Below are 23,088 nucleotides of genomic sequence, written 5' to 3'. Positions count from 1 at the left end.
CGCCCCGCGCCCCGCGCCCCGCGCCCCGCGCCCCGCGCCCCGCGCCCCGCGCCCCGCGCCCCGCGCCCCGCGCCCCGCGCCCCGCGCCCCGCGCCCAAGATCCTCACAACTTCCAGGATGTTGCTGCCTCAGACACGCAGGAGACACCAACATCCTGGAAGTTGCGCGCATCATGGCAACGAGCGCCCGGGGCGAGCCCCTTGGTTGGGGTCACGGATCCTTTGGAGCTGATGTCGTAGACGAATCAGCGTCGCGACGGCATCCAGGGCATTGCGGTGGCAGCACTTGGTCCTGCTGCAAGGGCCGCGCGAGGGCAACACCGCGCGAGGGCAACACCGCGCGAGGGCAATACCGCACGCAGGCAACGCCGTGCGGGGGCGAGCCGCACCCAGGCGACGCCTTGCCGGGGCAACACCGTGCGGGGGCAACACCGTGCGGCGGCAACGCCGTGCGGGGGCAACACCCCACCCAGGCAACGCCGTGCGGGGGCAAACCTCACCCAGGCAACGCCGTGCGGGGGCAACCCCGCCCGCAGGCAACGACGGGGTATTGGTGGCCGTAGAAGTTCGGCGGCAGCGCCGAGCAGCGCACTCCGAGCTGAGGTCATGACGAGCTGAGGTCATGACTCGTTTACGACATCAGCTCTACAGCCTGCCGTACACCTATGTCCGTCCCCCTGCGCCTGGCGCGACCTGGTTGCGCGCCCCGGCAGAGACGCGCCCCCTGCGCCCGGCGCGACCTGGTCGCGCGCCCCGGCAGAGACGCGCCCCCTGCGCCCGGCGCGACCTGGTCGCGCGCCCCGGCAGAGACGCGCCCCCTGCGCCCGGCGCGACCTGGTCGCGCGCCCCGCCGGAGACGCGCCCGCCGACGGCGACCCGTCGCGGACCGAGGGTTCAGCCGCCGGAGTCGTCCATCTCGGCGCCCTCGGGGACGGTGTCGTCGTCCCGGCTGGCCAGCCAACCGTCTGGCAGGGCGACCTTGCCCGGCGAGTTGGTGCGCCCGCGCGGCTGCCCGAGGGCGGTCACCGGGAACGGCTCCGCCGGGTCGAGCTTGCCGAGCAGGTCGTCGAGCTGGGCCAGGCTTTCGATCATCGCCAGGGAGCGGCGCAGCTCGCCGCCGACCGGGAAGCCCTTGAGATACCAGGCGACGTGCTTGCGGAAGTCGGTGCAGCCGTCGCGTTCGCCTCGGGCCGGGTTGCGCGCGCCGGCGGAGAACTGGTCGACCAGCAGTTCGGCGTGCCGCCGCATGGTCACCGCCACCTCGCCGAGGGTGGGCAGCCGCCGCTCCGGCCGACCGTTGAAGGCGGCTTCCAGGTCGGCGAAGAGCCACGGCCGGCCCAGGCAGCCGCGCCCGACGACCACGCCGTCGACGCCGGTGTGGGCCACCATCCGCAGCGCGTCGTCGGCCTCCCAGATGTCGCCGTTGCCGAGCACCGGCACGTCGAGGGCCTGCTTGAGGGTGGCGATCGCGTCCCAGTCGGCGGTGCCGGAGTAGCGCTGCGAGGCCGTTCGCCCGTGCAGGGCCACCGCGGCCACGCCGGCGTCCTGGGCGGCGAGCCCGGCTTCGACGTACGTCAGGTGGTCGTCGTCGATGCCCTTGCGCATCTTGACCGTGACGGGCACCCCGGACGGTGCCGCGGCAGCCACCGCGGCCCGCACCAGCCGCGCGAAAAGCCGGCGCCGCCACGGCAGCGCCGCGCCGCCGCCCCGCCGGGTGACCTTGGGTACGGGGCAGCCGAAGTTGAGGTCGATGTGATCGGCCAGGTTGCGCTCGACGACGATCCGCACGGCGGCGGCGGTGATCTCCGGGTCGGTGCCGTAGAGCTGGAGGCTGCGGGGCTTCTCGTCGTCGCCGAACGCGATCATGCGCAGCGTCTTCGGGTTGCGCTCGACCAGCGCCCGAGTGGTGATCATCTCGCAGACGTAGATGCCGCCGCCCTGCTCACGGCAGAGCTGGCGGAACCCGACGTTGGTGATCCCGGCCATCGGCGCGAGCACGACAGGCGGCCACACCTGGTGCTGGCCGAGAGTCAGCGGGCGCAGCGCCGGCACGGTCGAGGCAGTCACCGCACAAGTGTACGGGGCCCCGACCGGCGCTGATCGCGTCGGCCGAGGCCCCGTGGGCGGAGTCTCAGCAGCCCGGGAGTCGCTCGATCAGGTAGCGCTCGACCTGGTCCAGGGAGACCCGCTCCTGGGCCATGGTGTCCCGGTTGCGCACCGTCACGGCGTTGTCGTCCAGGGTGTCGAAGTCGACGGTGACGCAGAACGGGGTGCCGATCTCGTCCTGCCGGCGGTAGCGGCGGCCGATCGCCTGCGAGTCGTCGAACTCCACCACCCAGCGCTTGCGCAGCAGCGTGGCGAGGTCCTTCGCCTTGGGCGACAGCGCCTCGTTGCGGGACAGCGGCAGCACCGCCACCTTGACCGGGGCGAGCCTCGGGTCGAACCGCATCACGGTGCGCTTGTCCACGCCGCCCTTGGTGTTCGGCGCCTCGTCCTCGTCGTACGCCTCCAGCAGGAAGGCGAGCACCGCCCGGGTCAGACCGGCGGCCGGCTCGATGACGTACGGCATCCACCGCTCGCTCTTGCTCTGGTCGAAGTACGACAGGTCGACGCCGGAGTGCTTGCTGTGCGTGGAGAGGTCGAAGTCGGTGCGGTTGGCGACACCCTCCAGCTCGGCGAACTCGGTGCCGCCGAACTGGAAGCGGTACTCAATATCCACAGTCCGCTTCGAGTAGTGCGACAGCTTCTCCTTGGGGTGCTCGTACAGGCGCAGGTTGTCCGCCGAGAGGCCCAGGTCGAGGTACCAGTTCCAGCGCTCCTGGAGCCAGTACTCGTGCCACTGCTCGTCGGTGCCCGGCTCGACGAAGAACTCCATCTCCATCTGCTCGAACTCGCGGGTCCGGAAGATGAAGTTGCCCGGGGTGATCTCGTTGCGGAACGACTTGCCGGTCTGCGCGATGCCGAACGGCGGCTTCTTGCGGGCGACCGTCTCGACGTTCTTGTAGTTGACGAAGATGCCCTGCGCGGTCTCCGGGCGCAGGTAGTGCAGCCCTTCGTCGCTCTCCACCGGGCCCAGGTAGGTCTTCATCAGGCCGTTGAACATCTTCGGCTCGGTGAAGGTGCCCTTGTTGCCGCAGTTGGGGCAGTTCAGCTCCGACAGGGAGGTGAGCGGCTTGCCGTGCTTCTCGGCGTACGCCTCCTCAAGGTGGTCCGCGCGGAACCGCTTGTGACAGAACTGGCACTCGGTGAGCGGGTCGACGAACTCGGCGATGTGGCCGGACGCCTCCCACACCTTCCGGGCCAGGATCACGGCGGAGTCCAGGCCGACGACGTCGTCGCGCTGCTGGACCATGGTCTTCCACCACTGCCGGCGGACGTTCTCCTTGAGCTCCACGCCGAGCGGACCGTAGTCCCACGCCGATCGGGTGCCCCCGTAGATCTCACTGGAGGGGAAGACGAAGCCTCGGCGCTTGGCGAGGCTGACGACGGCGTCGATACGGTCGGCTGGCATGTTTCCTCCTACGCCGGCTGGCGGTCGGCGGGGGCGAGATGTGGATGGAACGGTCGGTTCGGGGACCACGGTACGACGATCGACCCCCCGAGCCCCAGCAGAATACCGGGGACGGGTCAGCTGACCTCGCAGACCTCCACGCCGCCGGTCTGCCCGTCCTGGCCGAGGCTGACCTGTTGCCGCTCCCGATCGCCGCCGGCAAGGGTCACGTCGACCGGCACGGTCAGGTAGGTGGTGTCGACCTCACCCACCCGGAACGCGGTCACCTGCGGCTCGGCGGCGGCGCGCCGCTCGAACTCCGGCCGGGACTCACGCCGCTGCGCGTCGTCGCAGAGCTGGTCGTACGCCCGCCCATAGTCCCGCTCGACCAGCGCCTGGTAGTAGTCGCCGGTCACGGTGCGGCCCTGTTCCCGGATCGCCTGGACTCCGCTGACGGCCAGGCCGACGACGGCGGTGCCACCCCCGCCGCAGCAGAGCGCCACGGCGAGCGCGCCGACGCCGAGGCCGATCCAGAGCCGGGTCCGGCGGCCCTCGGTGGGGGGCGCGGCGAACGGCGGAGCCACGCCGGGACCGGGTGGCGGGGCGGGTGCGGTCATAGGAGCAGCGTAGTGTCCGGCGGCTCAGCGGTAAGGACCCGCGGCCCGATCACTCTCGGCGACGACCACGGCCCCGCCGGGGGCGGCGGTGGCCAGTGCCTCGTAGGCGGAGGGTTCGTCGATCGACTCCGCGAGCAGCGGTACGGCGCTGACCTTGACCTCGAAGGCGCCCAGGGCCCGCCGGTAGGTGCCGACCGACTCCCATTCGGTGACCAGTGACCAGTGCCGGGGGTCGTCGAGTGCCCGGACCAGTTGACCGCGCAGGTAGCCGGGGCGGGCGGCCAGCGCGGTGAGGGCGGCGTGCGCCCGTTCGGTGAAGTCGTCGGCGGTATCGACGTCGACCACGAACCGGTTGGTCACCAGCACCGGGGGTTCCTCCTCGTAGAGTCTGTGGGATGCAGCGTACGCAGCGCCCTCTGCTCGCCCGGTTGGCCGGGGCGAACCCGACGTCGGTGTTCCTGCTCACCCTGGTGGTGGTGCTGGTGGCGTTCTTCACGCCCGGGGTGATCGGCGGGCTGCTGACGCTCGCGCTCGCCGGGGTCCTGATCGCCCTGTTGGCGACGACCTGGGCGGTTCAGGCGCCGCAGACCCGGCTGATCCGGCTGGTGATGCTCACCCTGCTGGTGACGGTGGGTCTCGCGAAGCTCCTCTGACATGCAATCATGCGTTTTTGACAATCATTATCGTTGCCACGGACAGTTGACGACATGACCAACCGCACCACGTACCGTGTCCTGGCCGCCGCGACCGCCCTGCTCACCCTGGCCGCAGGGGCCGGCTGTTCCTCCAGCGGCGCCGGCGCCGACCCGCAACGAGTCGACGTGGTGGCCGCGTTCTACCCCCTCCAGTTCCTGGCCGAGCGGATCGGCGGCGACGCGGTCCGGGTCACCAACCTGGCCAAGCCCGGCGCCGAGCCGCACGACCTGGAACTCAACCCGAGCCAGGTCGGTGAGGTCAGCGACGCCGAGCTGATCGTCTACCTCAAGGGGTTCCAGCCGGCGGTGGACGACGCCGTGGCCCAGAACGGCGGCGACCGGGCGTTCGACGTGACAAGCGTGCAGCCGCTGCTGGACGCGTCCGCCGGCGGCCACGACCACGAGGGCGAGGAGGGGCACACCGAGGAGAGCGGCGGCAAGGATCCGCACGTCTGGCTCGACCCGACCCGGTTGGCCGGCATCGGCGACCAGCTCGCCCAGCGACTCGGCACTGCCGACCCGGACCACGCCGCCGACTACACCGCCCGGGCGGCGGCCCTGCGCGCCGATCTGACGACGCTTGACGACGAGTTCAAGCACGGTCTGGCGACCTGCCAGCGGCGGGAGATCGTGACCAGCCACGCCGCGTTCGGCTACCTCGCCGACCGGTACCAGCTCGACCAGGTCGGCATCACCGGGCTGAGCCCCGACGTCGAGCCCTCGCCGCAGCGCCTCGCGCACGTGATCGAGGAGGCGAAGGAGCACCAGGCCACCACGATCTTCTTCGAGACCCTGGTCAGCCCGAAGGTGGCCGAGACCATCGCCGGTCAGGTCGGCGCGAAGACCGCCGTGCTCGACCCGATCGAAGGGCTCGCCGCCGGCAGCGACGGGGACTACCTTTCGGTGATGCGCACCAACCTGCGGACCCTGCAGACCGCCCTGGGCTGCTCGTGACCTCACCTGTCATCACCGTCGAGCACGGGGTGGTCGGCTACGACGGCCGCCCCGTGCTCCGGGACATCTCGCTCACCGTGGGCGCGGGCGAGGTGGTCGCGATTCTCGGCGCCAACGGCTCCGGCAAGTCCACCCTGATCCGCGCCGTGCTCGGCCTGGTGCCGATCAGCGCCGGCTCGGTCACCCTCTTCGACCGGCCGTTGCGCCGTTTCCGACAGTGGGCGCGCATCGGGTACGTCCCGCAGCGCCTGGGCGCCGGCGGCGGCGTGCCGGCCACCGTCCGCGAGGTGGTGGCCTCCGGCCGGCTGGCCCGTCGAGGGGTGCTGCGTCCGCCGGGTCGGGCCGACCGGGCCGCCGTCGACGCGGCGCTGCGCGCGGTCGGGCTCGCCGACCGGGCCGGCGACCCGGTGTCCACGCTCTCCGGCGGCCAGCAGCAGCGCACCCTGATCGCCCGCGCCCTGGCCGGCGAGCCGGAGCTGCTGGTCCTCGACGAGCCGACCGCCGGGGTGGACGCGGCCAGTCAGGAGGCGTTCGCCGGCGCGCTGCGCGACTTCGTCGCCCGTGGCGGGACCGTGCTGCTCGTCGCCCACGAGCTGGGCCCGCTGCGCCCGGTGATCAGCCGGGCCGTGGTCGTCCACGAGGGTCGCATCGCCCATGACGGCGCGGTGCCGGACCCGGCCGGCCACCACGCGGAGCCCGACCACGACCACGTGCACCCGCACTGCTACGACGAGCCCGCCGGGCTGTGGAGCAACTGACCCATGGAACTCTTCCAGTACCCCTACATGCAGCGCGCCCTGATCGGCGCGCTGGTGATCGGCCTGGCCGCGCCGGCGCTCGGCATCTACCTGGTGCAGCGCCGGCTGGCGTTGATCGGCGACGGGGTGGGGCACGTGGCGCTGACCGGGGTTGGGGCGGGGCTGCTGCTCAACCGCTCACCGGTGCTGGTGGCGGTGATCGCCGCCACCATCGGCGCGATCGCCATCGAGATCGTCCGCGCTCGCGGGCGTACCTCCGGTGATCTTGCCCTGGCCCTGCTCTTCTACGGCGGTATCGCGGGCGGCGTACTCCTGGTCGGTCTTTCCGACGCGACGAGCGCGAACCTGAACGCGTACCTGTTCGGGTCGCTGACCACCATCTCGCCCGCCGACCTGACCACCATCGCGGTGCTCGGCGCGGCGATCCTGGTCACGATGATCGCGCTGCGCCCGGCGCTGTTCGCGGTGAGCCACGACGAGGAGTACGCCCGGGTCTCCGGCCTCCCGGTCCGCACGCTGAACCTGCTGATCGCGGTCGCCACGGCGGTCACCGTGACCATCGCCATGCGGGCCGTCGGGGTGCTGCTGATCAGCGCGCTGATGGTGGTGCCGGTCGCCACCGCTCAACAGGTCACCCGGGGTTTCCGCAGCACGATGGCGGCCGCGATGGCGCTCGGGTTGTTCGCCGCCGGCTCGGGTGTCTGGGTGGCGGCCACCGCGGACACCGCGCCGGGCGCGTCGGTGGTGCTGGTGGCGATCGCCTCGTTCCTGGTGGTGGCCGTGGCGGGCGGTGTCTGGCGGGTGGTGCGCCGCCGCACGACGCCGACCGCCGCACCGGCACCGGAGCCGCACGAGGTCGTGCTGAGCTGAGCCTGCGCGGTGGACGTCGGTGGTATTGGTTACCGTTGCAGGATGACCAGCGCGACGGGCTACGACGGATTCGACGGGGCCAGCGAGTTGCTCCGCGCCCTGTCCGCGCCCATTCGGCTGGCCATCGTCAGTGAGCTGGCCGGCGGCGAGCGGTGCGTGCACGAGCTGGTCGAGAAGCTCGGGGCCGCGCAACCGCTGGTCTCACAGCACCTGCGGGTGTTGCGCGGAGCGGGCGTGGTGCGCGGCTCCCGCCGAGGTCGGGAGATCGCCTACAGCCTGGTCGACGAACACGTCGCGCACATCGTGGCGGACGCGGTCAGCCACGCCGGGGAGGGATCATGAGCGAGAGCGGCGCCGCGGTGCGCAACACCCGGCAACGCTCGGCGGTGAGCGCGCTGCTGGGCGAGATGGAAGGCTTCCACAGCGCTCAGGACCTGCACGCGATGCTGCGCCAGCGCGGCGAGCGGGTCGGCCTGACCACCGTCTACCGCACCCTGCAGGGGTTGGCCGACGCGGGTGAGATCGACGTGATGCGCCCGCCGGGCGGCGAGCACCTCTACCGCCGGTGCAGCGAGGGGCACCACCACCACCTGGTCTGCCGGGTCTGCGGTCGTACCGTCGAGGTGGCCGGCCCGGCCGTGGAGAGCTGGGCCGACCGGGTCGCCGCGCAGCACGGCTACGCCGACGTCAGCCACACGCTGGAGATCTTCGGCACCTGCCCGACCTGCCCGCGCTGACCGGCAGCGCCGCCGCTGGCGCGACGCTCCGGTGCGGTCGGCGGCCGGTCGCGTGCCGCGCTCACATCACTGCTGCACGGAGCGGGACGTTCGTGGCACGCTGGCCGGCGTGAAAATCTATGCCGATCGGTTTCCGACCGCCGTCCGTCAGGTGCTCACCGACCTGCTCGTCGTCGTCTGGGTGTACGCGGCGATCCGCGGTGCGCTGTGGCTGCACGACCTGGTGCAGAAGCTCGCCGTACCGGGGCAGAAGCTGGAGGGCGCCGGTAGTGGCCTCGCCGACAACCTGGGCGACGCCGGCAGCAAGGTCGGCCGGGTGCCGCTGGTCGGCGACGAACTCACCGCCCCGTTCCAACGCGCCGCCGACGCCGCCCGATCGCTCGCCGACGCCGGCCGCGATCAGCAGCACCTGGTCGACCAGTTGGCCCTCGCCCTGGCCATCGCGGTGCTGATCTTCCCGCTCGGCATCGTGCTCCTCGGTTGGCTGCCGTTGCGGGTCCGCTGGATGCGTCGGGCCGGGTCGGCGGCGAAGCTGGCGGCCGGGCCGGCCGGCCGGGACCTGCTCGCCCTGCGCGCGCTGGCCACCCAGCCGCTGGGCCAGCTGACCCGGATCGGCCCGGACGTCGCCGAGGCGTGGCGTCGCGGCGACGACGCGACTGTCGACGCTCTGGCCGCCTTGGAGCTGCGCCAACTCGGCCTGCGCGGCCGGGGCCGCTAAGGTCGTCGGGTGTTCTACTTCCTCGTCGTCATCGCCGTCCTGCTGCTCGGCTACGCCGCCGTCCTGGTCTCCTTCGTCCGCCGGGGCAAGAAGATCCCACCTGCGGCGTACCTGGCGCTGGCCGGGCTCAACGGTCTGATCCTGGCGGGGGTGCTGGCCTGGGCGGTCTCCCGCTGACCAACACCGCCGGCCCGACCGGTCGACGACCCGCACCGCCGGCCGGCACGGCGGGCCGGCACGGCGGCCAGTCCGCGCGGCGCGGCGCTCACGGCTTCGGGGGGATGCGGCGGCGGACGTCCTCGGCGGTGGACGGACCGGGCGACCAGCGGGCCACCCAGGGCAGCTCCTCGGACGGGGTGAGCACACCCTCCTCCAGGCCCGCGTAGCGGCCGGCGAGGATGCGCTTCGCGGCGGCGGTGTCGACCGAGTCGGTGTTGTCCCAGAGTGCGGCGAACAGGGCGTCGACCCGCACCCGCGCCTGCCGGCAGAACAGGTCGGCCAGCTCGACGTTCTCCGGTCGGCTGTCACGTTCGGCGGTGGCCCGGACGCAGACCGCCGACATCGCGAACAACTCGGCGCCGATGTCCACCACCCGGCCGAGGAACGCCTGCTTACGTTCCATCTTTCCCTGCCAGCGGGACATCGCGTAGAACGTCGACCGGGCCAGCTTGCGCGAGGAACGCTCCACCTGGCGCAGGTGCGCGGCGAGCGGGGCGAACTCGGCGTACGCCGAGGGGGTCTGCCCCCGGCCCACGGCGAGGGTGGGTAGCCACTTCGCGTAGAAGGCGCCCGCCCGCGCGCCGGCGCGGGCCTTGCGGCCCAGCCCCGCGTCCGGATCGATGATGTCGCCGGCCACCGACAGGTGGGCGTCGACCGCCTCCCGCGCGATCAGCAGGTGCATGATCTCGGTGGAGCCCTCGAAGATCCGGTTGATCCGCAGGTCGCGCAGCATCTGCTCGACGGCGGCCGGGCGTTCGCCACGGGCCGCCAGCGAATCGGCCGTCTCGTAGCCGCGCCCGCCCCGGATCTGGACCAGCTCGTCGGCGATCTTCCAGGCCATCTCGCTGGCGTACAGCTTGACCAACGCCGCTTCGATCCGAATGTCGTTGCGGTCGTCGTCGGCGAGCAGGCAGCAGAGGTCGAGCATGGTCTCCATGCCGTACGTGGTGGCGGCGATGAAGGACAGCTTCTGCGCGACCGCTTCGTGCTCGCCCACCGGTCGACCCCACTGGACCCGGTCGGCGGCCCAGCCACGGGCCACGTTCAACGCCCACTTGCCGGCGCCCACGCACATCGCCGGCAGTGAGAGCCGGCCGGTGTTCAGGGTGGTCAGGGCGATCTTCAGCCCCTTGCCCTCGCCGCCGATGACGTTCTCGGCGGGGACGAACACGTCGTGGAACCGGGTCAGGCTGTTCTCCAGGCCGCGCAGGCCGATGAACTCGTTGCGCCGCTCGACGGTGATGCCCTCGCTGTCGCCGTCCACCACGAACGCGGTGATCCCGCCCCGGCGGCCCTCAGTGGCCGGCACCCGGGCCATCACCACCAGCAGGGTCGCCACGATGCCGTTGGTGGCCCAGAGCTTCACCCCGTTGAGCCGGTAACCGGTGCCGTCCTCGGTCGGCTCGGCGACGGTGGCCAGCCGGGCCGGGTCGGAGCCGACGTCGGGCTCGGTGAGCAGGAACGCCGACACCTCACCGGCCGCGAGCCGGGGCAGGAAGCGCTGCTTCTGCTCGGCGGTGCCGAACATCTTCAGTGGCTGTGGCACACCGATCGACTGGTGGGCCGAGAGCAGCGCGCCGATGGCCGGGCTGACCGAGCCGGCCAGCATGAGCGCCCGGCAGTAGTGCAGGTTGCTCAGCCCGAGCCCGCCGTACTTCCGGTCGATCTTCATGCCGAACGCGCCGAGGTCAGCCAGGCCGTGGAACACCGAGTCGGGTATGGAGCCGTCCCGTTCGATGGCGGCGCCGTCCACCTCGGAGGCCAGGAAGGCGCGGAACCGACCAAGGAACTCCTCCGCCCGGGCCACGTCGTCCGGGTCGGATCGGGGCCACGGGTCGATCAGGTCGAGCCGGAAGCGGCCGAGGAACAACTCCTTGCCGAAGCTGGGTCGGTCCCAGGTGGACTCTCGGGCGGCTTCGGCGACCTGCCGGGCCTCCTTCTCGGAGACCTGTCCGGCTTCCGCGGGCAGTGGCGCCGCGGCCTGGGCGGTGGCTTCGGAGTCGGGGCCGTCCGGTGCCGGTCGGCCGTTCTGCGTCGTGGTCACGGCTGCCCCCTCGAAGTTCGGTGCGGCTGCGTCGACGTGTGCGACTACCGTCACGCTACCCCCGGTTGTTACCCGGGGGTAGCGCTGCGTGCGGATCGGTGCGGTCAGCGGCCGTCGATCGTGTCCGGGTCGTCGTCATCGTCGTCGATGTCGTCCTCACCCCAGTTGCGCCGGGCGAACGGCAGGATCATCCAGAACGTGAGGAACCACAGCCCGGTCAGGGCGCTGAGCAGGAAGGCGATCGGCCGGTCCAACACGAAGTCGGTGATCAGCAGGACGGCGCTGACCATCGCGATCAGCATGAAGGCGAGACCGCCGGTGGCCATCCGGTGGGCGAACCGCACCAGTTCGGGCTTACGCCCCTGCCGGAAGAGCGCCCGGTGGAACGCCACCGGCGAGATGATCATCGCGGTGGCGGCGGCCGCCGCGAGCAACGCCACGATGTACACGTCGCGTTGGAACTCGCTGGTCCTGGTGAACCCGTTACTGAACGGCAGGGTGAGCAGGAAGGCGAAGAGGATCTGAACGCCAGTCTGAGCGACCCGCAACTCCTGCAGCAGGTCGGCGAAGTTGCGCTGCCAACGCTGCTTCTCGGTCTCCTTGGACACGCGCTACCTCCGGTGAGACGCTACTGCCGGCGGTCCCGGCCGCCGGCAGCAACGCCAATGCCCCACCCGGCCGAGCGCGAAACAGGTTCACGACATCGGCCGTTCATCGCGTGGCAACGTCAGGACCCGCGTCGGATGCGGCCCGCGTACCGGGCTTCCAGCTCGTTGTTGTGCGCGTCGCCGTCGGGGATGTTCGCCGACAGGTAGACCGGGGGCCGCTGCCCCGCCGCCAGCAACCGCGCCACGACCTCCACCGTCACCTGCTGGGCCAGCAACGCCGCGGTGATCGAGGAGACCGCGCCGACCGCGCCACCGCCGGGCAGGGGCAGCGTCGCGTCGCCGTACGGGGCACCGTTGTCGAGCACCACGTCGGCGAGGTCGCTCAGCTTGCGCCCCGACGGGTGCCGGGACGTCATCCGGCCGGAGTGCTGCGCCGAGGTGATCGCCACCAGCCCGTGACCGTGCTCCTTCACCAGCGTGGCGAACTCCACCATCGCGCCGTTGACCCCGGAGTTCGAGGCGAGCACGAAGACGTCGGTGGGGCGCACCGGGGCCAGCTCGTAGAGGCGGTGCGCGACGGCCGGGTCCCGTTCCAGCAGCGGGCCGAGCCGGTCGGCCGGCTCGCCGCCGATCAGCACCAGGTCGCGCAGCGCGATCCGGTTGGTCGGCACCAGACCACCCGCCCGCCCGGCGATCTCCATCGCGAGGGCCTCCGAGTGCCCGGTGCCGAACGCGTGCACCACGCCGTCGGCCCGGACCGCCTCGGCGATCAGGTCGGCGGCCCGCCCCACCGCCTCCCGCTGGCTGGCGGCCACCCGGCCGATCGTCTCGGTCACCACGGCCAGGTAGTCCTCGGCACTCACCGTCATACGTCCTCCGTCGTTCGATTGCCTGCCACTTAGCCGGCCCGGGCCAGGATCGCCTCGGCGAGTGGGGCCGGCGCCTCGTCCGGGATCCAGTGACTCACCCCGGACAGCTGCACGAAGCGGTAGTCCCCGGTGACGTTCGGCGCGCACGCCTCGGCGGCGGTCCGGCCGATGGCGACGTCCCGGTCACTCCAGACGTACGTGGTGGGCACCGTGACCGGGCCGACGCCGGCCAGGTCGGCGCGGGACATCGCCCGGTACCAGTTCAGGGCCGCCGTGAGCGCCCCCGGCTCGCGCATCGGGTCGGCGTACCTGTTCACCCGGGACGCGTCGCCCACCCCGCCGAGCAGCTTGCGCAGCGCGGCGGCGTGCCACGCCAGCAGCACCTTCTCCGCCTTGTCCGGCTTGCGGAACAACGCCATGTACGACGAGCGGGCCTTCTGTCCGCTGTCGGTGCTCAGGGCGTGCGCCATGGCCGCCGGATGCGGCACGGACACCGCGGTCAGTGTGTGCACCCGGTCGGGGTGCCGGGCGGCGACCGCCCACGCCACCACCGCGCCCCAGTCGTGGCCGACCAGGTGCACGGCGTCCAGCTCCAGCGCGTCGAGCACCGCCACCACGTCGGCGACGAGTTCGGGGATGCGGTAGTCGGCCACCGCAGTGGGCCGGGCGCCGGGCGAGTAGCCGCGCTGGTCCAGCGCGTACGTGCGCAGCCCACCCGTGTGCAGCCGCGGCACCACGTCGTCCCACTCACCGCTGTGCTGAGGGAAACCGTGCAGCAGCAGGACGGGCACGCCGTCCGGTGGACCGTCGACTGTCACGTCGAACGTGAGGCCTCGTGCATCAACCCGCATGATCGGAAGCGTACCCAGAAGACGGTGGGCCGGCCGCTCCCGCAGGTCAGGCGCATGCCCTGCTGGGCCCACGACCCGGGTCGGTGTTAGCGTCACCGAGACAACTTCATATCCGACAGGGGAGCGCACAGCGCTGAGAGTGCGGGTACGCCCGCAGACCCTCGAACCTGATCTGGGTAATGCCAGCGCAGGGAGTTCGGTCGACCTCCAGCCGCGCCGCAGTCCGGTGCCACCGGACGCGGCGTGCGTCTTCTCCTGGTTCTCTTCGTTGAACTGGGAGCAATCATGGACAACACCACCAACCGTTGGCGCACCATCGACATCGTGGTCGCCTCGGTGATCGCGGTCGCCTTCGGCGTCATCTTCTGGGCCTGGGGCCTGGTCTGGAGCGCCACCGAGGGCGCGTTCGCCTTCTTCCCGCCGGCGCAGACGCTGCTCTACGGCGTCTGGTTGATGCCGGCGGTGATCGGTGGGCTGGTCATCCGCAAGCCCGGTGCCGCGCTCTACTGCGAGACCGTGGCCGCGGTCCTGTCCGCGCTGCTGGGCAGCCAGTGGGCCGGCACCGTGATCCCGCAGGGGATCGTGCAGGGCATCGGCGCCGAGCTGGCCTTCGCCGCCTTCCGGTACCGGTCGTTCCGGCTGCCGACAGCCGTGCTCGCCGGCGCGCTGACCGGTCTCAGCGCCGCGTTGTTCGACTTCTTCGTCTGGAACGTCGACTACGCGCTGGCCGACTACCGCATCCCGTACGCGCTGCTCACCGTCGTCAGCGCCACCGTGATCGCCGGCGCGGGCGGCTGGCTGCTGACCAGGGCCCTGGCCAACACCGGCGTCCTGGACCGCTTCCCGGTAGGCCGAGACCGCGCCCTGGTCTAACCCCCACCCGATGGCGTTGATCAAGAGGTTTGCGTCAACAGAAGCCGGTTTTCTGACGCAAACCTCTTGATCAACGTGGATGAGGCGGGGCTGGACAGGTTGGGAGGGGGTTCGGTGGGCGCTGTGGTGTTGCGGGGGTTCGGGTGGCGGCACGCCGGGCGGCGGGCCTGGGCGCTGCGCGGGGTCGACCTGCGCATCGAGGTCGGGGAACGGGTGCTGCTGCTCGGGCCCTCGGGGGCCGGCAAGAGCACCCTGCTCAGCGCGCTGGCCGGGCTGCTTCCCGACGACTCCGGCGAGCAGGAGGGCACCGTCGAGATCGACGGGCTCGACCCGCGCAAGGGGCGGGAACGGGTCGGCGTCGTCTTCCAGGACCCGGAGACCCAACTGGTGATGGCCCGCTGCGGCGACGACGTCGCGTTCGGGCTGGAGAACCGGGGGGTACCTGCCGACGAGATCTGGCCCCGGGTCGACGAGGCCCTGCACCGGGTCGGCTTCCCGTACCCCCGCGACCGCCGCACGGCGGCGCTCTCCGGCGGCGAGCAGCAACGCCTCGCCCTGGCCGGCGCGCTGGCCCTGCGCCCCGCCCTGCTGCTGCTCGACGAGCCGACCGCCAACCTCGACCCGGCCGGGGCCGACCTGGTCCGGCACGCGGTGGCCGGCGCGCTGGACGCCGACACCACGCTGATCCTGGTCGAGCACCGGGTCGCCGAGGCGTTGCCACTGGTGGACCGGGTGGTCGTCCTGGAACCGGGAGGCGGCGTCCGCGCGGACGGCACCCCCGAGGCGGTCTTCGCCGCCCACGGCGCCGCCCTGGCCGCCGAGGGCGTCTGGGTGCCCGGTCACCCCATCACGCCCCGGGCCGCCACCGCCGGGCCCGGGGAGCTGTTGCTCACCGCCGACCAGGTCGGCCTGCCACCCCGGCTGGGCGACACCAACCTGTCGGTACGCGCCGGTGAGGCACTCGCCGTACGCGGACCCAACGGTGCCGGCAAGTCCACCCTGGCGTTGCTGCTCGGCGGTCTGCTCCGGCCGGGCAGTGGGCGGGTCACCGCGTCCGCCGAACTGGCCGGCCCGGACCACCGCACTCCCCCGCACCGCTGGCGGGCGCCCGCGCTGGCCCGGCGGATCGGGTCGGTCTTCCAGGATCCGGAACACCAGTTCGTCACCAGCACCGTCTTCGACGAGCTGGCGCTCGGCCCACGCCGCACCGGTCAACCGGAGGCGGTGGTCAACGAGACGGTGGCCGGGCTGCTGGAACGGCTGCGGCTGGCCCGACTCGCCGCCGCCAACCCGTACACCCTCTCCGGTGGTGAGGCGCGGCGGCTGAGCGTGGCGACCGCCCTGGCCACCGCGCCCCGCCTGTTGATCTGCGACGAACCCACCTTCGGCCAGGACCGGCGGACCTGGCGGGAGTTGGTCGACCTCTTCGCCGACCTGCGCGACGCCGGGCACGGGGTGGTCACCGTCACCCACGACGCGGACTTCGTCGCCGCGCTCGCCGACCGCACCGTCACCCTGCACCGCGCCCCGGACGACCATCGATGATCAGCATCGAGCCGGTCGCCGCGCCGGACGCGCCGTTGGCCCGCCGCAACCCGGTGGCGAAGGTCGCCGCCGCACTCGCCTTCTCGTTCATCCTGCTGGCCACCCTGGACCCGGTCGCCCCGGCGATCGCCATCGCCCTCGAACTGGCCGTGCTGCCGCTGTTCGGCATCCGCTACCGGGTACTGGCCCGACGGGCCTGGCCCCTGCTGCTCAGCGCCGCCGGCATCCTGGTCACCCTGGTGCTGTTCGCCGCCGACCGGTCCGGTCGGGTCCTGCTGGACGCGGGGCCGGTGCTGGTGAGCACCGGCGTGCTGCTCACCGCGCTCGGCCTGGTGCTGCGGGTGTTCGCGGTGGCGCTGCCCGGCGTGATCGTGTTCGCGACCACCGACCCCACCGACCTGGCCGACGCGTTGATCCAGAACGCGAAGGCGCCGGCCCGGTTCGCCATCGGGGCGCTGGCCGCGTTCCGGCTGGTGCCGCTGCTCGGCCAGGAGTGGCAGATGATCAGCATGGCTCGGCGTGCGCGCGGCGTCGACGCGGGACGCAATCCGGTGGCGAAGCTGCGGCTCTTCACCTCCACCGCGTTCGCCCTGCTGGTAGGGGCGATCCGTCGAGGCACCCGGCTGGCCGTGGCGATGGACGCGCGTGGCTTCGACGCCGGCACCCCCCGTACCGTCGCCCGCCGGCAGCACTTCACCCGCGCCGACGCGCTCCTCATCGCCGGGGCCGTCATGCTCGCCGCAGCAGCCCTGACCACCAGCATCCTCCTAGGCACCTTCCGCCCCCTGATCAGCTGACCCCACCCGCCGCGCGCCGCGCACTCACCGCGCGGCGCCGCCCGGCTCTGGCGCCTGCCGGCGGCAAGATCCGCACAACATCAGGGATGTAGTGGCCTCGCTGCCGACGGAGACCACTACATCCCTGATGTTGTCGTCACCACCCACCACCCACCGTCCACGCCGCAACCCCCGCCCGGCCCGGCCCCGCCGCACCCCATCGATCTTGCGATTCCTGTCGTTGTTTCATCCCGGTATGCCGGTTGTGCGAGGACAGAAAGTGCAAGATCGGCGGGCGGGGCGGGGCGGGTCGGGCTGGGTGGGGTGGGCGGGGCGGGGTGGGGTGGGGTGGGGTGGTTAGCTGCGGCGGAAGGCGTAGCGGCGGGCTTGGCCGGCCTGTTGGCTGCGGCCGCTGCCGGAGCGGTTGCCGCCGCCCTGCGGCGGACCGGCCGTCGGTGCCTTCGGCCGCCCGGTTGACTTCGGCAGGTCTGCCACCTTCGGCGCGTCGACAACCACCGGCACGTCGACCGCGTCCGGCAGATCGACCGGCAGCACCACCTCGTCCGGGACGGCCGCCGGCTGCGCCAACTCCACCAGCGCCCCCGGCTTGGCCAGCGCTGCCGGCTCCACCAGCGCCGGCGGCTCGGCCAGCGACCCGGGCTCCACCAGCGCCGCCGGCAGGGACGGGTCGCGGGACGGCAGGGCGGGTGGCAGCGGGCCGTGGCCGGCCGCCGGGTCGACGCCGAGCGGCGTCGTGCTGGGGGTACGGGTCTTCTTCGGGTTACGCCTGGCAGGCATCCGGGCCTCCTTCAGTGCCGACCGGCACGGCCGGTCCCGCGCTGCGGCGGTCGGTCGGATCGGCTGGTGACCGCCGTCGCGCGACGGTCGAGTGGGGAAGGGACTGCTCACCGGTGTCGGCAGACCGTCGCCGCCGAACGGCGGGAGGGGGATGCGGGACGCCCGGGAGCGCACGGACCGCGACGCGGGACGGCGGGCCGGCTCGGAAGTGGGGCGTCAGTTACGCATGTCCGTACCGTAGCCACCGCCGCACCGGCGCGCATCCGTTTTTCCTGGCACCATCGGCTCATGCTGATCGCGTTCTCGATCACCCCGCTCGGCGGTGACGATTCGGTGGGTGACCTGGTCGCTGAGGCGGTTCGGGTGGTCCGTGCGTCCGGCCTGCCCAACCGGACCGATGCCATGTTCACCACCGTCGAGGGTGAGTGGGACGAGGTGATGGCGGTGGTGAAGCGAGCGGTCGACGTGGTCGCCGCGCGGGCACCCCGGGTGAGTGTGGTGCTCAAGGCCGACGTCCGGCCCGGGGTCACCGACGCGCTCACCGGGAAGATCGCCCGTACCGAAGCCCGTCTCGCCGAAGGCTGACGCGCGCGGCGGGCAATGACGACAGGTTTCCCTGTGCGCGGCTCGCCGACCACCGTCGGGCGTCGAAACCGCCAGCGTCATCGTCCACATCACGTGCAGTAACGCGACGTCGGTCACTGGTCCGTATCGGCTCACATCACGGTAAGTTTCCAAACGCTGATAGTGGTGTGACGAGAGGTGGCGGCACGGATGGCTGATCAGGCGAGGGCTCAAATCGGGGTGACCGGGCTGGCGGTGATGGGTCGCAATGTGGCCCGCAACCTGGCTCGCAACGGCTTCACGGTGGCAGTGCACAACCGCTCGCCGGAGCGCACCCGCAGCCTGGTCGCCGAGCACGGCGACGAGGGCACGTTCGTGCCGGGCGAGACGATGGCCGATTTCGTGGCGTCGCTGGAGCGGCCCCGCGCTGTCATCGTGATGGTGAAGGCCGGCGCGCCCACCGACGCGGTGATCGACGAGTTGGTGCCACTGCTCGACGAGGGCGACATCATCGTCGACTGCGGTAACGCCCACTTCGCGGACACTCGTCGCCGTGAGGAGGCTCTGCGGGCGCAGGGGCTGCACTTCAGCGGCACTGGCGTCTCCGGCGGCGAGGAGGGCGCGCTGCGCGGGCCGAGCATCATGCCGGGCGGTTCCGCCGAGTCGTACGCGAAGCTCGGGCCGATGTTCGAGAAGATCGCCGCCCAGGTGGACGGTGTGCCGTGCTGCATGCACGTCGGGCCGGACGGCGCCGGGCACTTCGTCAAGATGGTGCACAACGGCATCGAGTACGCCGACATGCAGCTCATCGCCGAGGCGTACGACCTGCTCCGGGCCGGCCTGGACGCGACGCCAGCCGAGATCGCGGAGATCTTCCGGGAGTGGAACAACGGCGAGTTGGAGTCGTTCCTCATCGAGATCACCGCCGACGTGCTGGCACACACTGACGCGGCGACCGGCCGCTCCTTCGTGGACATCGTGCAGGACCGGGCCGAGCAGAAGGGCACCGGTCGGTGGACCGTGCAGAGCGCCCTGGACCTGGGCATCCCGATCACCGGGATCGCCGAGGCGACCTTCGCCCGCTCGCTCTCCGGGCACGTCGACCAGCGTGAGGCGGCCCGCCGGGCGTTCCCCGACGCGGGTGAGAAGTGGCAGGTCACCGACCGGGAGACCTTCATCGAGGACGTCCGCCGGGCGCTGCTCGCTTCCAAGATCGTCGCGTACGCGCAGGGCTTCGACCACATCCGCGCGGGCAGCCAGGAATACAACTGGGACATCGATCTCGGGGGCACCGCGACGATCTGGCGGGGCGGCTGCATCATCCGGGCCCGCTTCCTCAACCGGATCCGCGAGGCGTACGACGAGCAGCCGGACCTGCCGACGCTGCTGGTGGCCCCGTACTTCGCCGAGGCGGTCAGCGCCGGTGTGCCGAGCTGGCGACGGGTGGTGGGCGACGCGACCCGGGCCGGGGTGCCGACGCCCGCGTTCTCGTCGTCGCTGGCGTACTTCGACGCGTTGCGCGCCGAGCGGCTGCCCGCGGCGCTGATCCAGGGTCTGCGGGACAACTTCGGCGCGCACACCTACCAGCGGGTGGACCGCGACGGCTCGTTCCACACCACCTGGGCCGGCGACCGCACCGAGTCCCCGGCGTAGCCGGCGCAGCACCCCGGCGCCCCGCGCGACCGACACCCCGCGCGACCGACACCTCGGGCGCCCGGCACCCCGCGCGCCCAGCGCCCAGCGCCCAGCGCCCAGCGCCCAGCGCCCAGCGCCCAGCGCCCAGCGCCCAGCATGATCGTGCTGGATCCATGATGTAGTGGCCTCCGCGAAGGCGGAGGCCACTACATCCATGTTCCAGGGTGATCGTGGGAGGGCGATGCGAGCCGGCGGCGGTCAGGCGACCGTGGCGTGCATCTCCCAGACGAGGATCTCGGCCGGTTCGTCGGCGGTGACCCGTCGGCCACCGGTCATGGTGAGCCGGGCGGCGTCGCCGGTGCCGAGCGGGCCGCTGCCCTCCAGCGTCACGGTGCCGTTGGGCACGTAGAGGTGCACATAGGGCGCGTCGGGGATGGTGACCTCGTCGCCGGGCGCGAGGCGGGCGGCGTGCAGGGTCGCGTACCGGTTGCGGATGCGGATTGCGGACGCGCCGTCGTAGCGGTCCATCCCGGAGGCGATCGGCACCAGACCGCCGCGCAGCAGCTCGTCCTCGATCTCCAGCTGCTCGTAGCCGGGGTCGACGCCCTGCTCGTCGGGGAGCACCCACATCTGCACGAAGTGCACCGGGTCGCTGTGCGGCTCCTGGTTGTTCAGCCGCCAGGCGTCGTTCTTCTCCGAGTGCAGGATGCCCGTGCCGGCGCTCATCCGCTGGGCCAGACCCGGGTAGATGACCCCGGAGTGCCCGGTCGAGTCCTGGTGCACCAGCGAGCCGCGCAGCACCCAGGTCACGATCTCCATGTCCTGGTGCGGGTGGGTCTCGAAGCCGGCCCCCGGCCGGACCACGTCGTCGTTGTTGACCAGGAGCAGGCCGTGGTGGGTGTTGGCCGGGTCGTAGTGCCGGGAGAACGAGAAGGAGTGCTTGGAGTCCAGCCAGGAGATCCGGGTGGCGAAGCGATCATCGGCCCGCCGGATGTCGACGGCGGGCGCGGGTGCGGTCACCAGGCACGCTGCCCGGCGTCGGGGGTCGACGGCGCCCAGCCCAGGGCCGGCTCACCGATGGCCAGTTCGGCGATCTCACCGCTGCGCAGCGACGGTGTGTGGCCGAACTCGGCGCAGTGCTGCTCGGCGATCTCGGCGCAGATCTCGGCCACCTGCTCACAGATCGGGTCGCCCAGATCGGCGGCGTTCAACGCCATGATCATCTTGAATCGGAGATCCCGCATCTCGCCCCCCGCCGCCGTCGTCCCACCACCTCCGGACCCTACCCGCCGCCCTTGCGCAGGACCCCGAAACGAGCACACCACCCCGGCTCGGCACACCGCGCTGCCCACCCGCGCGTCGGCCGGCAACGTCGTCTCGCCACCGAGGGACACGACGACGCCGCCCGCACGGGGTGCGGGCGGCGCCGGGGAGAGCTGGGGGTTGGTCAGAAGAAGCGGCGGCGCTTGGCCTTCTGCGGACGGATCAGGTCCGCACCCTTCGTCAGCAACCGGGTCGCCCCGGAGGGACCACGCCGGGCCTCCAGGGTGTGGCTGAGCCGGCGGGCACCGGCAGCGGCCAGCGGCACCGCGATCGCCATCACCGCCCACTGGGCAATGCGCTTCTGGATCATGTGGGTTCACCTCCGTCAGTGGCTCCTGACGACTCTGATACCCAGAGTGACGTGCGGGTAAGCGCGTCGGCTCAGATAACCGGGGCGACCGGGTTGGGCAGCGCGCCGCCGAAGCGTCGGTCCCGCTGCGCGTACAACTCGCACGCGTACCAGAGGTGGCGGCGGTCGAAGTCGGGCCAGAGCGTGTCCAGGAAGACCAACTCGGCGTACGCGGTCTGCCAGAGCAGGAAGTTGGAGATCCGCTCCTCCCCGGAGGGGCGCAGGAACAGGTCCACCTCCGGGACCTCCGGGTGGTAGAGGTACTTCGCCACGGTCTTCTCGGTGACCTTCGCCGGGTCCAGCCGGCCGGCGGCCACGTCCCGCGCGATCGCGGCGGCGGCGTCACCGATCTCGGCCTGCCCGCCGTAGTTCACGCAGAACTGCAAGGTCAACGTCGAGTTGTCGCGGGACATCTCCTCGGCGGTCTGCAGCTCGGAGATGACGCTCTTCCACAGCCGCCCGGACCGGCCCGACCACACCACCCGGACACCGAGGTCGACCAGCTGGTCACGACGGCGACGGATCACGTCCCGGTTGAACCCCATCAGGAACCGGACCTCGTCGGGCGAGCGCCGCCAGTTTTCCGTGGAGAACGCGTACGCCGACAGGTACGGGATGCCCATCTCGATGGCGCCCTCGATGGTGTCGAAGAGGCTGTGCTCCCCCGCCTCGTGCCCCTTGGTGCGGGGCAGCCCGCGGTCCTTGGCCCAGCGGCCGTTGCCGTCCATCACCACCGCCACGTGCCTCGGCACCGCCTCGGCGGGCAGCGCCGGGGGGCGGGCCCCGGACGGGTGTGGCACCGGCGGGGTCGGCTCGCGCCGGCCAGCCTTCTTCGATCGGATCACTCGGTCACTCCCTGTTCGCGCCGTCCGCCCCGGCCTCGACGTCGCCACGTGGCCGGAGCACCACGGCCCCGGTGCCTTCCGGCGGCGAGGCCGCGCCGGCCGCCGAGGGACCCCGGTCGACCAGCGGCAGCGAGCGTAGCGCGCGCTCCAGGTGCCACTGCAGGTGAGCCGCGACCAGCCCACTGCACTCCCGACGTACGGCGGCGTCGGTGGCGTCGGCGATCACCCAGTCGCCGGTGGTCAGCGCGGACATCAGATCGATGGTGGCCGGCGCGGGATGAGCCGCCCCGGGTGGCCGACAATCCGGACAGACCGCACCACCGGCCGGTACGGAGAACGCCCGGTGCCGCCCGGGCGTGCCACAGACCGCGCAGGCGACCAGCGCCGGTGCCCAGCCGGCCAGCGACATCCCCCGCAGCAGGTACGCGTCGAGCACCAGGGTGGTGGCGTGCTCGCCCCGGGACAGCGCCTTCAGGGCGCCCACGGTGAGCTGGAACAGCCGCAGCGACGGCTCCCGCTCCACCGGGGTCAGCCGCTCCGCGGTCTCGGCGATCGCACTGGCCGCCGTGTAGCGCGGATAGTCACCCAGGAACCGTTTGCCGTACAGGTCGATGCCCTCGACCTGGCTGACGGTGTGCAACGAGCTGCCCTGGTTGCCCTTCGGGTCACCGGCGAGCTGGAGGTCGACGTGGCCGAACGGCTCCAGCCGGGCACCGAACTTGCTGGTGGTGCGGCGGATCCCTCGGGCCACCGCGCGCAGCCGGCCGTGCCGGCGGGTGAGCAGGGTGATGATCCGGTCGGACTCGCCGAGCTTCTGCACACGCAGCACCACCGCGTCGTCGCGGTAGAGCTGTCGGCGATACCCGGCCATCGGGCCATTCTCCCTCGGGGTGCGAAATCAGGGTTGGTTCGGGGTGCAAGCGCGGATGAACCCCGATGCGGCCGAGTCGT

The 23,088-nt window shown here is 72.1% G+C and carries 27 protein-coding genes and 1 riboswitch; of the genes, 13 read left to right on the top strand and 14 right to left on the bottom strand.

Features of this window, described 5'->3' with window-relative positions; genetic code table 11:
• Positions 1-893 precede the first annotated feature (893 nt).
• The 4 genes from dusB to AB0C03_RS30770 all read right to left on the bottom strand — a co-directional run bounded on the left by dusB (position 894) and on the right by AB0C03_RS30770 (position 4,472).
• The gene (dusB, locus tag AB0C03_RS30785; protein ID WP_030338204.1) at positions 894-2,066 is read right to left on the bottom strand and encodes a tRNA dihydrouridine synthase DusB; all 1,173 of its coding nucleotides are present in this window, start codon (positions 2,064-2,066) and stop codon (positions 894-896) included.
• Between the two features lie 64 nt (positions 2,067-2,130).
• The gene (locus tag AB0C03_RS30780) at positions 2,131-3,510 is read right to left on the bottom strand and encodes a glycine--tRNA ligase (protein ID WP_030338202.1); all 1,380 of its coding nucleotides are present in this window, start codon (positions 3,508-3,510) and stop codon (positions 2,131-2,133) included.
• A gap of 116 nt (positions 3,511-3,626) precedes the next feature.
• Positions 3,627-4,106, bottom strand: coding sequence for a hypothetical protein (locus AB0C03_RS30775; protein ID WP_030338200.1), 480 nt, complete (start codon positions 4,104-4,106; stop codon positions 3,627-3,629).
• Between the two features lie 24 nt (positions 4,107-4,130).
• The gene (locus AB0C03_RS30770; RefSeq protein WP_030338198.1) at positions 4,131-4,472 is read right to left on the bottom strand and encodes an antibiotic biosynthesis monooxygenase family protein; all 342 of its coding nucleotides are present in this window, start codon (positions 4,470-4,472) and stop codon (positions 4,131-4,133) included.
• A gap of 29 nt (positions 4,473-4,501) precedes the next feature.
• Here AB0C03_RS30770 and AB0C03_RS30765 point away from each other — a divergent pair, with 29 nt between their 5' ends.
• The 8 genes from AB0C03_RS30765 (at position 4,502) to AB0C03_RS30730 (ending at position 9,015) form a co-directional block, all read left to right on the top strand.
• A complete protein-coding gene (locus AB0C03_RS30765; protein ID WP_030338196.1) occupies positions 4,502-4,759 on the top strand; it encodes a hypothetical protein in 258 nt (85 codons plus the stop codon).
• Between the two features lie 54 nt (positions 4,760-4,813).
• Entirely contained in the window at positions 4,814-5,755 is a 942-nt protein-coding gene (locus AB0C03_RS30760) for a metal ABC transporter substrate-binding protein (protein ID WP_030338195.1), read from the top strand.
• Positions 5,752-6,513, top strand: a complete 762-nt coding sequence (locus tag AB0C03_RS30755) for a metal ABC transporter ATP-binding protein (protein WP_030338193.1) — start codon at positions 5,752-5,754, stop codon at positions 6,511-6,513. Before AB0C03_RS30760 ends, AB0C03_RS30755 begins: the two co-directional genes overlap by 4 nt.
• Before the next feature lie 3 nt (positions 6,514-6,516).
• Positions 6,517-7,383, top strand: coding sequence for a metal ABC transporter permease (locus AB0C03_RS30750; RefSeq protein ID WP_030338190.1), 867 nt, complete (start codon positions 6,517-6,519; stop codon positions 7,381-7,383).
• A 42-nt stretch (positions 7,384-7,425) separates the two neighbouring features.
• Positions 7,426-7,725, top strand: coding sequence for an ArsR/SmtB family transcription factor (locus tag AB0C03_RS30745; protein ID WP_030338189.1), 300 nt, complete (start codon positions 7,426-7,428; stop codon positions 7,723-7,725).
• Positions 7,722-8,120 carry a Fur family transcriptional regulator gene (locus AB0C03_RS30740; protein WP_030338188.1) on the top strand — a complete coding sequence of 133 codons (399 nt, stop codon included), beginning with the start codon at positions 7,722-7,724 and terminating at the stop codon, positions 8,118-8,120. The genes AB0C03_RS30745 and AB0C03_RS30740 overlap by 4 nt, the downstream gene beginning before the upstream one ends.
• A 109-nt stretch (positions 8,121-8,229) precedes the next feature.
• Complete coding sequence (locus AB0C03_RS30735; RefSeq protein WP_357640687.1) at positions 8,230-8,838, top strand: hypothetical protein; 609 nt, start codon at positions 8,230-8,232, stop codon at positions 8,836-8,838.
• Between the two features lie 9 nt (positions 8,839-8,847).
• On the top strand, positions 8,848-9,015 hold the full coding sequence (locus AB0C03_RS30730; protein WP_167337361.1) for a hypothetical protein: 168 nt from the start codon (positions 8,848-8,850) through the stop codon (positions 9,013-9,015).
• An 88-nt stretch (positions 9,016-9,103) separates the two neighbouring features.
• On the opposite strand, the gene AB0C03_RS30725 is transcribed toward AB0C03_RS30730, so the two are convergent.
• From AB0C03_RS30725 to AB0C03_RS30710, 4 genes are all read right to left on the bottom strand, one after another.
• Positions 9,104-11,101, bottom strand: coding sequence for an acyl-CoA dehydrogenase family protein (locus tag AB0C03_RS30725; protein WP_030338178.1), 1,998 nt, complete (start codon positions 11,099-11,101; stop codon positions 9,104-9,106).
• Between the two features lie 104 nt (positions 11,102-11,205).
• Entirely contained in the window at positions 11,206-11,709 is a 504-nt protein-coding gene (locus AB0C03_RS30720; protein ID WP_030338176.1) for a DUF6328 family protein, read from the bottom strand.
• A gap of 119 nt (positions 11,710-11,828) precedes the next feature.
• Positions 11,829-12,578, bottom strand: a complete 750-nt coding sequence (locus AB0C03_RS30715; RefSeq protein WP_030338174.1) for a sugar isomerase domain-containing protein — start codon at positions 12,576-12,578, stop codon at positions 11,829-11,831.
• Positions 12,579-12,607: 29 nt separating this feature from the next.
• Positions 12,608-13,429, bottom strand: coding sequence for an alpha/beta fold hydrolase (locus AB0C03_RS30710; RefSeq protein WP_210859058.1), 822 nt, complete (start codon positions 13,427-13,429; stop codon positions 12,608-12,610).
• 107 nt (positions 13,430-13,536) lie between these two features.
• Positions 13,537-13,641: riboswitch (TPP riboswitch) on the top strand.
• Positions 13,642-13,714: 73 nt separating this feature from the next.
• On the opposite strand from AB0C03_RS30710, the gene AB0C03_RS30705 reads away from it, so the two are divergent.
• The 3 genes from AB0C03_RS30705 (at position 13,715) to AB0C03_RS30695 (ending at position 16,644) form a co-directional block, all read left to right on the top strand.
• Positions 13,715-14,302: an ECF transporter S component gene (locus tag AB0C03_RS30705; protein WP_030338170.1), complete on the top strand. Its 588-nt coding sequence runs from the start codon at positions 13,715-13,717 to the stop codon at positions 14,300-14,302.
• Between the two features lie 114 nt (positions 14,303-14,416).
• Complete coding sequence (locus AB0C03_RS30700; protein WP_357640680.1) at positions 14,417-15,847, top strand: ABC transporter ATP-binding protein; 1,431 nt, start codon at positions 14,417-14,419, stop codon at positions 15,845-15,847.
• Positions 15,844-16,644: an energy-coupling factor transporter transmembrane component T family protein gene (locus AB0C03_RS30695; protein WP_030338167.1), complete on the top strand. Its 801-nt coding sequence runs from the start codon at positions 15,844-15,846 to the stop codon at positions 16,642-16,644. The genes AB0C03_RS30700 and AB0C03_RS30695 overlap by 4 nt, the downstream gene beginning before the upstream one ends.
• A gap of 336 nt (positions 16,645-16,980) precedes the next feature.
• Here the strand turns inward: AB0C03_RS30695 and AB0C03_RS30690 are convergent, their stop codons facing one another.
• Entirely contained in the window at positions 16,981-17,421 is a 441-nt protein-coding gene (locus AB0C03_RS30690) for a hypothetical protein (RefSeq protein WP_357640677.1), read from the bottom strand.
• Positions 17,422-17,709: 288 nt separating this feature from the next.
• Between AB0C03_RS30690 and AB0C03_RS30685 the strand changes: the two genes are divergently transcribed.
• Both AB0C03_RS30685 and gnd read left to right on the top strand, forming a co-directional pair.
• Positions 17,710-18,006: a thiamine-binding protein gene (locus AB0C03_RS30685; protein ID WP_357640674.1), complete on the top strand. Its 297-nt coding sequence runs from the start codon at positions 17,710-17,712 to the stop codon at positions 18,004-18,006.
• A 189-nt stretch (positions 18,007-18,195) separates the two neighbouring features.
• Positions 18,196-19,638, top strand: a complete 1,443-nt coding sequence (gene gnd / locus AB0C03_RS30680) for an NADP-dependent phosphogluconate dehydrogenase (RefSeq protein ID WP_357640671.1) — start codon at positions 18,196-18,198, stop codon at positions 19,636-19,638.
• 240 nt (positions 19,639-19,878) lie between these two features.
• On the opposite strand, the gene AB0C03_RS30675 is transcribed toward gnd, so the two are convergent.
• The 5 genes from AB0C03_RS30675 to recO all read right to left on the bottom strand — a co-directional run bounded on the left by AB0C03_RS30675 (position 19,879) and on the right by recO (position 23,008).
• Positions 19,879-20,640 (bottom strand): pirin family protein, encoded by a 762-nt coding sequence (locus tag AB0C03_RS30675; protein WP_030336436.1) that lies wholly within the window; start codon positions 20,638-20,640, stop codon positions 19,879-19,881.
• Entirely contained in the window at positions 20,637-20,864 is a 228-nt protein-coding gene (locus AB0C03_RS30670; RefSeq protein ID WP_030336439.1) for a hypothetical protein, read from the bottom strand. The genes AB0C03_RS30675 and AB0C03_RS30670 overlap by 4 nt, the downstream gene beginning before the upstream one ends.
• Before the next feature lie 203 nt (positions 20,865-21,067).
• Positions 21,068-21,253, bottom strand: a complete 186-nt coding sequence (locus AB0C03_RS30665; RefSeq protein ID WP_030336441.1) for a hypothetical protein — start codon at positions 21,251-21,253, stop codon at positions 21,068-21,070.
• A gap of 71 nt (positions 21,254-21,324) precedes the next feature.
• Positions 21,325-22,137 (bottom strand): isoprenyl transferase, encoded by an 813-nt coding sequence (locus tag AB0C03_RS30660; RefSeq protein ID WP_030336443.1) that lies wholly within the window; start codon positions 22,135-22,137, stop codon positions 21,325-21,327.
• A gap of 4 nt (positions 22,138-22,141) precedes the next feature.
• Positions 22,142-23,008 (bottom strand): DNA repair protein RecO, encoded by an 867-nt coding sequence (gene recO / locus AB0C03_RS30655; protein WP_030336445.1) that lies wholly within the window; start codon positions 23,006-23,008, stop codon positions 22,142-22,144.
• Positions 23,009-23,088 lie beyond the last annotated feature (80 nt).

The organism is Micromonospora parva (genome assembly GCF_040649675.1).
In the GTDB taxonomy this organism is placed as follows: Bacteria; Actinomycetota; Actinomycetes; order Mycobacteriales; family Micromonosporaceae; genus Micromonospora; species Micromonospora parva.
Note: the sequence above shows the minus strand (reverse complement) of the source record. Positions and strands in the feature narration are given on the sequence as shown.

What these genes read in the sequence shown, in the direction of transcription:
- AB0C03_RS30690 (WP_357640677.1), bottom strand. Translation starts at nt 17,421, where the DNA reads ATGCCTGCCAGGCGTAACCCGAAGAAGACCCGTACCCCCAGCACGACG.
- gnd (WP_357640671.1), top strand. Translation starts at nt 18,196, where the DNA reads ATGGCTGATCAGGCGAGGGCTCAAATCGGGGTGACCGGGCTGGCGGTG.
- AB0C03_RS30705 (WP_030338170.1), top strand. Translation starts at nt 13,715, where the DNA reads ATGGACAACACCACCAACCGTTGGCGCACCATCGACATCGTGGTCGCC.
- AB0C03_RS30740 (WP_030338188.1), top strand. Translation starts at nt 7,722, where the DNA reads ATGAGCGAGAGCGGCGCCGCGGTGCGCAACACCCGGCAACGCTCGGCG.
- AB0C03_RS30750 (WP_030338190.1), top strand. Translation starts at nt 6,517, where the DNA reads ATGGAACTCTTCCAGTACCCCTACATGCAGCGCGCCCTGATCGGCGCG.
- AB0C03_RS30775 (WP_030338200.1), bottom strand. Translation starts at nt 4,106, where the DNA reads ATGACCGCACCCGCCCCGCCACCCGGTCCCGGCGTGGCTCCGCCGTTC.
- AB0C03_RS30695 (WP_030338167.1), top strand. Translation starts at nt 15,844, where the DNA reads ATGATCAGCATCGAGCCGGTCGCCGCGCCGGACGCGCCGTTGGCCCGC.
- AB0C03_RS30710 (WP_210859058.1), bottom strand. Translation starts at nt 13,429, where the DNA reads ATGCGGGTTGATGCACGAGGCCTCACGTTCGACGTGACAGTCGACGGT.
- AB0C03_RS30670 (WP_030336439.1), bottom strand. Translation starts at nt 20,864, where the DNA reads ATGCGGGATCTCCGATTCAAGATGATCATGGCGTTGAACGCCGCCGAT.
- AB0C03_RS30665 (WP_030336441.1), bottom strand. Translation starts at nt 21,253, where the DNA reads ATGATCCAGAAGCGCATTGCCCAGTGGGCGGTGATGGCGATCGCGGTG.
- AB0C03_RS30765 (WP_030338196.1), top strand. Translation starts at nt 4,502, where the DNA reads ATGCAGCGTACGCAGCGCCCTCTGCTCGCCCGGTTGGCCGGGGCGAAC.
- AB0C03_RS30745 (WP_030338189.1), top strand. Translation starts at nt 7,426, where the DNA reads ATGACCAGCGCGACGGGCTACGACGGATTCGACGGGGCCAGCGAGTTG.
- AB0C03_RS30760 (WP_030338195.1), top strand. Translation starts at nt 4,814, where the DNA reads ATGACCAACCGCACCACGTACCGTGTCCTGGCCGCCGCGACCGCCCTG.
- AB0C03_RS30715 (WP_030338174.1), bottom strand. Translation starts at nt 12,578, where the DNA reads ATGACGGTGAGTGCCGAGGACTACCTGGCCGTGGTGACCGAGACGATC.
- AB0C03_RS30685 (WP_357640674.1), top strand. Translation starts at nt 17,710, where the DNA reads ATGCTGATCGCGTTCTCGATCACCCCGCTCGGCGGTGACGATTCGGTG.
- recO (WP_030336445.1), bottom strand. Translation starts at nt 23,008, where the DNA reads ATGGCCGGGTATCGCCGACAGCTCTACCGCGACGACGCGGTGGTGCTG.
- AB0C03_RS30780 (WP_030338202.1), bottom strand. Translation starts at nt 3,510, where the DNA reads ATGCCAGCCGACCGTATCGACGCCGTCGTCAGCCTCGCCAAGCGCCGA.